The sequence below is a fragment of the Amycolatopsis minnesotensis genome, from assembly GCF_039529815.1.
Taxonomy (GTDB): Bacteria; Actinomycetota; Actinomycetes; order Mycobacteriales; family Pseudonocardiaceae; genus Amycolatopsis; species Amycolatopsis minnesotensis.
On the sequence record NZ_BAAANN010000088.1, the window covers coordinates 1 to 8,868 of the forward strand.

Here is an 8,868-nt window from a genome sequence, read left to right on the forward strand (position 1 = left end):
GCCCCCGCAAAACCCTCAACTGGCTCACCCCCAAAGAAAAACTCACCATGCTACTGTCCTAAATAGAGCATGTTGCGACCACCGCATGAATCCGCCCTCCCTTCGGGGAATGCCAGTGGACCTTTGCCTCGTCCTCTACGGGAGCATCCTCCGGGGCACGGGCGCCGTTCGCCTACAAGGACTTCAGTTCTTCGACGATTTCGCCCACCGACGCCTTCGCGTCGCCGAAGAGCATGCTCGTCTTCGGGTCGTAGAACAGCGCGTTGTCGATTCCGGCGAAGCCCGAGCTCATCCCGCGCTTGAGCACGATCACCGAGCGGCTGTGGTTCACCTTCAGGATCGGCATCCCGTAGATCGGCGAGCCGGGGTCGGTTTCGGCGGCGGGGTTCGTCACGTCGTTCGCGCCGATCACGAGTGCCACGTCGGTCTGGGCGAACTCCGAGTTGATCTCGTCCATCTCCTTCAGCCGCTCGTACGGGACGTCGGCCTCGGCGAGCAGGACGTTCATGTGGCCCGGCATCCGGCCCGCGACCGGGTGGATCGCGTAGTCGACCGTGATTCCCTTGCCCTCCAGCAACTGCGCCATCTCGCGCACCGCGTGCTGCGCCTGCGCCACGGCCATCCCGTAGCCGGGCACCACGACCACCTTGCCCGCGTAGGCCATCTGGATCGCGGTGTCCGCCGCGCTCGTGCTGCGCACCGGCTTGGCTTCGCCGGTACCGCTGGAAACCGCCGTGGTGCCGCCGAAACCGCCTGCCACGATCGCGGGGATCGACCGGTTCATCGCCTTCGCCATCAGGTTCGTCAGGATCGAACCGGACGCGCCGACGATCATGCCCGCCACGATGAGCGCCGTGTTGTCGAGCGCGAGGCCCATCGCCGCGGCGGAAAGCCCGGTGAGCGCGTTGAGCAGGGAGATCACCACGGGCATGTCGGCGCCGCCGATCGGCAGCACCACCATCACGCCGAGCACCGCGGCGGCGACCAGCAACCCGATCATGAGCAGCTCGGCGTCACCGCCGACGGCGATCACCACGCCGAGCACGAGCGCGGCCAGCAGCAGCACCGCGTTCACCGGCTGCTGCAGCTTCCCGAGCGTGATGGGCTTGCCCGGCAGGATCTCCTGCAGCTTCCCGAACGCGACGTTCGAGCCCCAGAACGAGATCGACCCGACGATCGCGGCGAACAGCGACGCGATCGCGACGTGCTTCGGCTCGTGCGCGTACCCGTCGCTGGTGCGGAACTCGACCCAGGCGATGAGCGCGACCGCGCCGCCGCCGACGCCGTTGAACAGCGCGACCATCTGCGGCATCGCGGTCATCTTCACCTTGCGCGCCGCCGGAACGCCGACGACGGCACCGAGCGCGACGCCGAGCGCGATCAGCAGCCAGTTGCTCATCCCTGGGGTGAGCAGGGTCGCCACGACGGCGATCACCATGCCGACGGCGGCGATCGCGTTGCCGCGCACCGCCGTCCGCGGCCCGGTGAGCCCCATCAGGCCGTAGATGAACAGCGCGAACGCGATGATGTAGAGCACCGCGATGAAACTGGTCATGAGTCCTCACACTCGCGTTCGGGCTTGCGGTCCTTGAACATCGCGAGCATCCGGTCGGTGACCAGGAACCCGCCGATGACGTTGATCGTGCCGAACGCGATCGCGACCACCAGCAGGATCTTGTTGAGCACGCCGTCCGCGCCGAGGCCGAGCACGACGAGCCCGCCGAGCAGCACGATGCCGTGGATCGCGTTGGTGCCCGACATCAACGGCGTGTGCAGCGTGTTCGGCACCTTCGAGATCACCGCGAACCCCACGAAACCGGCGAGCACGAGGATCGCCAGGTTCTCCACCAGCATCAGCCGTCTCCTTTCTGGCCACCCGCGACGCAGGCGCCCGCGACGATCTCGTCGGAGAAGTCGAGCGCGAGCGCGCCTTCGTCGTCGACGAGCAGTTCCACGAGTTCGGTGAGGTTGCGCGCGTACAGCTCGCTCGCGTGCGCCGGCATTTCGGCGGCGAGGTTCGACGGCGCGCTGATCGTCACGTCGTGGGCCACCACGTCCTGGCCGGGCACGGTCAGCTCGCAGTTCCCGCCCGACTCCCCCGCGAGGTCCACCACGACCCCGCCGGGTGGCATCCCGCGCACGGCGTCGGCGGTCACGAGCGTCGGCGCGCGGCGGCCAGGCACGAGCGCCGTGGTGATCACGGCGTCGAACCGGGTGATCGCTTCGGTGAGCCTTCGCTGCTGCTCGGCGCGCTCCTCGTCGGTCAGCTCGCGCGCGTACCCGCCTTCGCCGGTGGCGTCGATGCCGAGTTCGAGGAACTGCGCGCCGACCGAGCGCACCTGGTCGGCCACCTCGGGCCGGACGTCGTATCCGGTGGGCTGCGCGCCGAGCCGCTTCGCGGTGGCCAGCGCCTGCAGCCCGGCGACACCGGCTCCGAGCACCAGCACCTTGGCAGGCGGCACGGTGCCCGCGGCGGTGGTGAGCATGGGGAAGAAGCGCGGCAGGCGCGACGCGGCGAGCAGCACCGCGCGGTATCCCGCCACGCTGCTCTGGGACGACAGCGCGTCCATCGCCTGCGCGCGCGAGATGCGGGGAATGGACTCGACCGCGAACGCGACCACGCCCGCATCGGCCAGCTTCGCCACGGTGTCCTTTGAGGACAGTGGGTCGAGGAACCCGATGAGCACCGTGCCGTGCGCGAGCTTCGCGATCTCGTCGTCCGACGGTTTCGCGACCTTGAGCACGATGTCGGCGCCCCACGGGTCGCCGAGCTCGGCGCCCGCCTTTTCGTACAGCTCGTCCGGCACCATCGCGGCGGCGCCCGCTCCCGGCTCCACCACCACTCGCAGCTTGCCCGGTCTTCCCCGTACCAGGCGCTCGACCAGCTTCGGCACGAGGGCGACGCGCCGTTCGCCCGCTCGTGACTCCTTGACCACACCGATCGTCACCGGCACAGTGCGACCTCCCGCCGTCCTCCGGTGGTTACCCCGGATCGCCCACAGGTGTACCACGCGTGATCACCACCGCGTGAGACCTCGAGTCCGATCCGGAACTTTCAGACGAGTCGGGGGTGCTCGCGATCGCTCGCCGGTGAGTGCTTGGACTGCCAGTTCGCGACACCGAGCACGATCAGCCTCAGCCGCTTCTCGGCGGTCTTCACGATCGCCTCGTCGGTGGCACCGTCACCCGGCCGGACCTCCAGCAGGTCCAGCACGGTCGCCTGCATCGAGGTGACGATCAGGTCGGCCATCATGTGGAGGTCCTCGGTGCTCCATTCGCGCAGGAATTCGAACCGCGCGAGGTCCACCGCCAGCTCGCTGGAGAACAGCCGCAGCTCCATCGCGACCGCGCGCGCCACCGGCCCGGTGCCGCCGTAGCGCTCCCTGGTCAGGAAGCGGAAGTGGTCCTCGTGCGCGCGGACGTGCCGGTGCAGCGTCCGCACCGAGACGCGGATGATGCCGCCGAAGGCTTCGTCGCTGGGATCGGTGCGCGCGGACCGGATCATCGTGCGCAGGGTGCGCATCGACTCCTCGACGAGCGCGACGCCGAGTTCGTCCATCGAAGCGAAGTGCCGGTAGAACGCGGTGGGCACGATCCCGGCGCGCTTGGCGACCTCGCGCAGGCTCAGGCTCGCGAACCCGCGGTCCGCGAGCAGGTCGAGCGCCGCGGCCAGCAACGACTGGCGCGTCTTCTCCTTGCGCTCCCGTCGCGTCGCCGTGCTTTCCCCGCCGCGCGCCCCCTGGTCGGTGCTCACCAGCGGGAGCGTACGCACATCCTCGATATCGGCCACGTCACAGTTCTCCGAGTTGACAGCCAGCGCGGTCATGCACTGCACTGTTCAGTGTACATCTGTTCACTGGAGTCAGGAGGTGTGATGACAGCGCTCGTACCGCGGCGGGCACGCAAGCTCGCCTCACTGGCCGAAGCACTGCTCACCCCGCACGGCATGGACCGGTATCTCGAACTGATCGACCCGATGCTGGTCCGCAGGGAGATCAGGGGTTCGGTCACCGAGGCACGCAGGCAGACCGCCGACACGGTGACGCTGACCATCCGGCCGAGCAGGGCGTGGCGCGGGTTCACCGCCGGGCAGTACGTGCGCGTCACCGTCGACATCGACGGGGTGCGCCGAACGCGCTGCTACTCACCGGCCTGCTCGCAGCACAACCAGGACGGCTCGCTGGAGCTGACCATCAAGGCAGACCCGAACGGGCTCGTCTCGCGGCACCTCTTCCGCACCGCGGCACGCGGCACCGTGATCGGGCTTTCCCAGCCCGACGGCGGTTTCACCATGCCGTCACCGCGCCCGGAGCGGATCCTGCTGGTCAGCGGCGGCAGCGGGATCACGCCGGTGCTGTCGATGCTGCGCACGCTCGTCGACGAACGCCACCAAGGCCCGATCTCGTTCCTGCACTACGCGAACACCGCCGACGACGTGCTGTACCGCCGCGAGCTGGCCGATCTCCAGCGGCGGCATCCCGGGCTCGACGTCGTGTTCGGCTACACAGCGTCTTCTTCGGAGTCTTCTTCGGATTCCTCTTCGGGGTCCTCTTCGAAGAACGAGGGCACGGACGTGCACGGCTTCTTCACCCGCGAGCACCTCACCGAAGCCGCGCCCTGGTACCGCGACGCGCAGACGTTCCTGTGCGGGCCGAAACCGTTGATGGACTCGGTGCGCGCCCTGTTCGGCACCGAGGGTTTGAGTGAACAACTGCACACCGAAGAGTTCACGCCACCGGCGCTGACCTTCGACTCGCCGGAGACGGCCGAGGGCAACGTCCGCTTCGCGCACAGCGGCAAGGAAGTGGCCAACTCCGGCAAACCGCTGCTGGAGCAGGCCGAGGACGCCGGACTGAGCCCGGAACACGGCTGCCGCATGGGCATCTGCTTCTCGTGCACGAAGGTCAAGACCTCCGGCTGCGTCCGCAACGCGAAGTCCGGCGAGCTTTCCGACGAAGAGAACGAAGAAATCCAGCTCTGCATCTCCGTCCCCGTCGGGGACGTCGAGATCAACGCTTAAGGAGTTCCCGATGACTGGTCTGCAGGACCGACTGACCCCCGCACAGGTCGAGGAGTTCGGCCGCGAGCTCGACGAGATCCGCCAGCGGATCGTCGCCGATCTCGGCGCCGAGGACGTCGACTACATCCACAACATCATCAAGACCCAGCGCGGCCTGGAAATCCTCGGCCGCGGGCTGCTGTTCGCCGGGTTCTTCCCGCCCGCGTGGATCGCGGGCGTCGGCGCGCTCTCGCTGTCGAAGATCCTCGACAACATGGAGATCGGCCACAACGTGATGCACGGCCAGTACGACTGGACGCGCGACCCGGCCCTGAGCTCGCAGAAGTTCGAATGGGACAACGTGGCGCCCGCGGAGAACTGGCGGCACTCGCACAACTACATCCACCACACCTACACGAACATCCTCGACAAGGACCGCGACATCGGTTACGGGATCCTGCGCATCGACCCGGCGCAGAAGTGGCACCCGTACTACCTCGGGAACCCGGTGTACGCGACGCTGCTGGCGATCCTGTTCGAGTGGGGCGTGATGCTGCACGACCTCGAGGTCGAACGGGTCGTCAAGGGCGAGCGCTCCTTCGAGGAGAACAAGCCCGTGCTGGCGAAGATCTGGCGCAAGGCCTCGCGCCAGATCGGCAAGGACTACCTCCTCTTCCCGCTGCTGACCGGCCCGATGGCGCCGCTGACCCTCCTCGGCAACGCCACCGCGAACCTGACCAGGAACCTGTGGGCGTTCGCGATCATCTTCTGCGGCCACTTCCCCGCCGACGTGGAGAGCTTCACCGAGGAGGAGACCGAGCAGGAAACGCGGGGCCAGTGGTACCTCCGCCAGATCCTCGGCTCGGCGAACATCACCGGCGGCAAGCTGTTCCACATCATGTCGGGCAACCTCTCGCACCAGATCGAGCACCACCTGTTCCCGGACATCCCGGCGCGGCGCTACCCGCAGATCGCCGGTGAAGTGCGCGCGATCTGCGAGAAGTACGGGCTGCCGTACAACACCGGGCCGCTGCACAAGCAGCTCTTCTCGGTGGCCAAGAAGATCGTCAAGCTCGCGCTGCCCGGTTCGGCCCCGGCCGCGCCCTCCCCGGCGCCCACTACCCTGAAGCGCGAAAAGGCAGTCGCGGCGTAGGGACGGGGACCATGGTCGGGAAGTTCGAAAGCGAAAAGGACACGATTCAGGTGGTCACCGAATCGGCGGCGACGCACATCGGCAACATCGCGACCATCATCACCGGCGCGGTCCGCGACATCGCACGGGAAACCGGCGACTGGCTCACGGACTTCATCGAGATGCGCGAGGCCTCGCGGCGCGCGCAGGCGGATCACCGCGAAGAACCGCCCCTCGACTGACCCGTCCCACCGGTCCCTGAAGGATGCCCCTGTAGCAGCCGAGGTGAGTCCGCGCGCGTCATCACGGTGACCTTCGGGGCATACAGATCACCTTCAGGGACGGTGGGACCGGCCGGGCCCGGTGTCGGCGCGCTCACCGGCTCGCATTACTACTCACGAGTAGGTTACGCTCTCCGGTATGAGTGGCGCGTATCCCGAACTGCTGAAACCGCTCGACCTCGGGTTCACCACCCTGCGCAACCGCGTGGTGATGGGCTCCATGCACACCGGCCTCGAGGACCGCACGCGTGATCTCGGCAAGCTCGCCGAGTACTTCGCCGAGCGCGCCCGCGGCGGTGCCGGTCTCATCGTCACCGGCGGGTACGCCCCCGACGCGCGGGGCTGGCTGCTGCCGTTCGCGGCGTCGCTCACCACGCACGGCCAGGCTCGCGAGCACCGCCGCGTCACCGGAGCGGTCCACGAAGCGGGCGGCAAGATCGCGCTGCAGATCCTGCACGCCGGCCGCTACGCCTACCACCCGCTGAGCGTGTCGGCGTCCGCGGTGAAGTCGCCGATCACGCCGTTCCGGCCGCGCGCGCTGAGCGATCGCGGCGTCCGGCGGACGATCGACCACTTCGCGCGCTGCGCCGAACTCGCCAAGAAGGCGGGCTACGACGGTGTCGAGGTGATGGGGTCCGAGGGGTACCTCGTCAACCAGTTCCTCACCGCGCGGACGAACCGGCGCACCGACGGCTGGGGCGGCGGCTGGGCGAACCGCATGCGCTTCCCGGTGGAGATCGTGCGTCGGATCCGCGCCGCGGTCGGGCCCGAGTTCATCATCGTCTACCGGCTTTCCGTGCTCGACCTCGTGCCGGAGGGGCAGAGCTGGGACGAAACGGTGGAGCTGGCGCGCGCGGTGCAGGACGCGGGCGCCACGATCCTCAACACCGGCATCGGCTGGCACGAGGCGCGGGTGCCCACGATCGTCACCTCGGTGCCGCGGGCCGCGTTCACCGAGCTCACCGGGAAGCTGCGGTCGCATGTGGACATCCCGGTGGTCGCGTCGAACCGGATCAACATGCCCTCGGTGGCCGAAGGCGTGCTCTCCCGCGGTGAAGCGGACATGGTCTCGCTCGCGCGGCCGTTCCTCGCCGATCCCGAGTGGGTGCGCAAGTCCGCCGAGGACAGGGCCGACGAGATCAACACCTGCATCGCCTGCAACCAGGCCTGCCTCGACCACGTCTTCAAGCACCGCCGTGCCACGTGCATGGTGAACCCGCGCGCCGCGCACGAAACCGAGCTGGTGCTTTCCCCGACACCGAGGCACAAGAACGTCGCGGTGGTCGGCGCGGGGCCTGCCGGGCTCGCGGCGGCGACCACGCTGGCGCAGCGCGGCCACACGGTCACCGTGTTCGAAGCGGCGCCGGAGATCGGCGGCCAGTTCCAGCTCGCGCAGCGGATCCCCGGCAAGGAGGAGTTCCGCGAGACGCTGCGCTACTTCGGCCGCAGGCTCGACCTGCTCGGGGTGCGCCTTCGGCTGAACACCCGCGTCACCGCCGCCGAGCTGACCACCGGCGAGTTCGACGAAGTGCTGCTCGCGACCGGTGTCACCCCGAGGGTGCCCGCCATCGACGGCATCGGCCACGACAAGGTCCTGTCCTATGTGGACGTCCTCAACGGAGCGCCGGTCGGTGAACGCGTGGCCGTGATCGGCGCGGGCGGGATCGGCTTCGACGTGTGCGAGTTCCTCACCACCGAGACCGCGACCGCGCTCGACGTCGCGCGATGGCGGGCCGAGTGGGGCGTCGCGGATCCCGCCGAGGCGAGGGGCGGGCTCGCGCTCGACGGCAAGAAGACCGCGCCGTCCCCGCGACGGGTTTTCCTCGTGCAGCGCAAGACCGGAAAACCGGGTGCGGGGCTCGGCAAGACCTCCGGCTGGGTGCACCGCACCGCGCTGAAGGACAAGGGCGTCGAGACGATCTCCGGCGCGGCCTACCGCCGGATCGACGACGAAGGCTTGCACATCACCGAGTCCGGCGGCGCCGAACGCGTGCTGGCCGTCGACACCGTCGTGGTGTGCGCCGGCCAGGAGCCGATGCGGGAGCTGGCCGCCGAGCTGACCGGCGCCGGGATCACCACGCACCTCGTCGGCGGCGCCGACGTGGCGGCGGAACTCGACGCCAAGCGCGCGATCAACCAGGCGACCCGCCTCGCGGCGACCGTTTGACGGGTTGGCGCAGCACGGTTTTCAGCTTCTCCGGCGCGCTCCTGCGCGGGTCGCCGAGGTAGATTTCGTGGTGCATCCCAGCCAGCGCCAGGGTGTTGGCTGGCACGTACTCGTCGTGGAGGGTGGCGAGCAGCGGGGTCTCGTCGTCGTACGAGCCGATGTGCAGGACCTGGGCGCAGGTGCCCTCGTGCAGCCTTGGGTTCATGGGGTCGTTGCAACACCGGTTGTGATCGGAGGTTGTGATGGTGGTTCGGGCGCGGTTGCCGCGTGGTGTGCAGGTGAGGTTTTG

General features: G+C 68.7%; 9 protein-coding genes. 4 read left to right on the forward strand and 5 right to left on the reverse strand.

What is annotated here, in order from left to right; translation table 11 throughout:
• Positions 1 to 172: 172 nt before the first annotated feature.
• From ABD256_RS43640 to ABD256_RS43655, 4 genes are all read right to left on the reverse strand, one after another.
• Positions 173 to 1,555 carry an NAD(P)(+) transhydrogenase (Re/Si-specific) subunit beta gene (locus ABD256_RS43640; RefSeq protein ID WP_344432228.1) on the reverse strand — a complete coding sequence of 461 codons (1,383 nt, stop codon included), beginning with the start codon at positions 1,553 to 1,555 and terminating at the stop codon, positions 173 to 175.
• A complete protein-coding gene (locus tag ABD256_RS43645; RefSeq protein ID WP_344432231.1) occupies positions 1,552 to 1,854 on the reverse strand; it encodes an NAD(P) transhydrogenase subunit alpha part 2 in 303 nt (100 codons plus the stop codon). The genes ABD256_RS43640 and ABD256_RS43645 overlap by 4 nt, the downstream gene beginning before the upstream one ends.
• Positions 1,854 to 2,954, reverse strand: coding sequence for a Re/Si-specific NAD(P)(+) transhydrogenase subunit alpha (locus tag ABD256_RS43650; protein WP_344432232.1), 1,101 nt, complete (start codon positions 2,952 to 2,954; stop codon positions 1,854 to 1,856). The genes ABD256_RS43645 and ABD256_RS43650 overlap by 1 nt, the downstream gene beginning before the upstream one ends.
• Before the next feature lie 101 nt (positions 2,955 to 3,055).
• Complete coding sequence (locus ABD256_RS43655; protein WP_344432242.1) at positions 3,056 to 3,790, reverse strand: TetR family transcriptional regulator; 735 nt, start codon at positions 3,788 to 3,790, stop codon at positions 3,056 to 3,058.
• Positions 3,791 to 3,874: 84 nt separating this feature from the next.
• On the opposite strand from ABD256_RS43655, the gene ABD256_RS43660 reads away from it, so the two are divergent.
• The 4 genes from ABD256_RS43660 (at position 3,875) to ABD256_RS43675 (ending at position 8,579) form a co-directional block, all read left to right on the forward strand.
• The gene (locus ABD256_RS43660; protein ID WP_344432233.1) at positions 3,875 to 5,020 is read left to right on the forward strand and encodes a ferredoxin reductase; all 1,146 of its coding nucleotides are present in this window, start codon (positions 3,875 to 3,877) and stop codon (positions 5,018 to 5,020) included.
• Positions 5,021 to 5,030: 10 nt separating this feature from the next.
• Positions 5,031 to 6,152, forward strand: a complete 1,122-nt coding sequence (locus ABD256_RS43665) for a fatty acid desaturase family protein (protein WP_344432234.1) — start codon at positions 5,031 to 5,033, stop codon at positions 6,150 to 6,152.
• A gap of 11 nt (positions 6,153 to 6,163) precedes the next feature.
• Positions 6,164 to 6,373 carry a hypothetical protein gene (locus ABD256_RS43670; protein WP_344432236.1) on the forward strand — a complete coding sequence of 70 codons (210 nt, stop codon included), beginning with the start codon at positions 6,164 to 6,166 and terminating at the stop codon, positions 6,371 to 6,373.
• A gap of 178 nt (positions 6,374 to 6,551) precedes the next feature.
• Complete coding sequence (locus ABD256_RS43675) at positions 6,552 to 8,579, forward strand: FAD-dependent oxidoreductase (protein ID WP_344432238.1); 2,028 nt, start codon at positions 6,552 to 6,554, stop codon at positions 8,577 to 8,579.
• On the opposite strand, the gene ABD256_RS43680 is transcribed toward ABD256_RS43675, so the two are convergent.
• The coding region (locus ABD256_RS43680; RefSeq protein ID WP_344432240.1) for a GyrI-like domain-containing protein at positions 8,545 to 8,868 on the reverse strand (324 nt) is incomplete at its 5' end. The genes ABD256_RS43675 and ABD256_RS43680 overlap by 35 nt on opposite strands.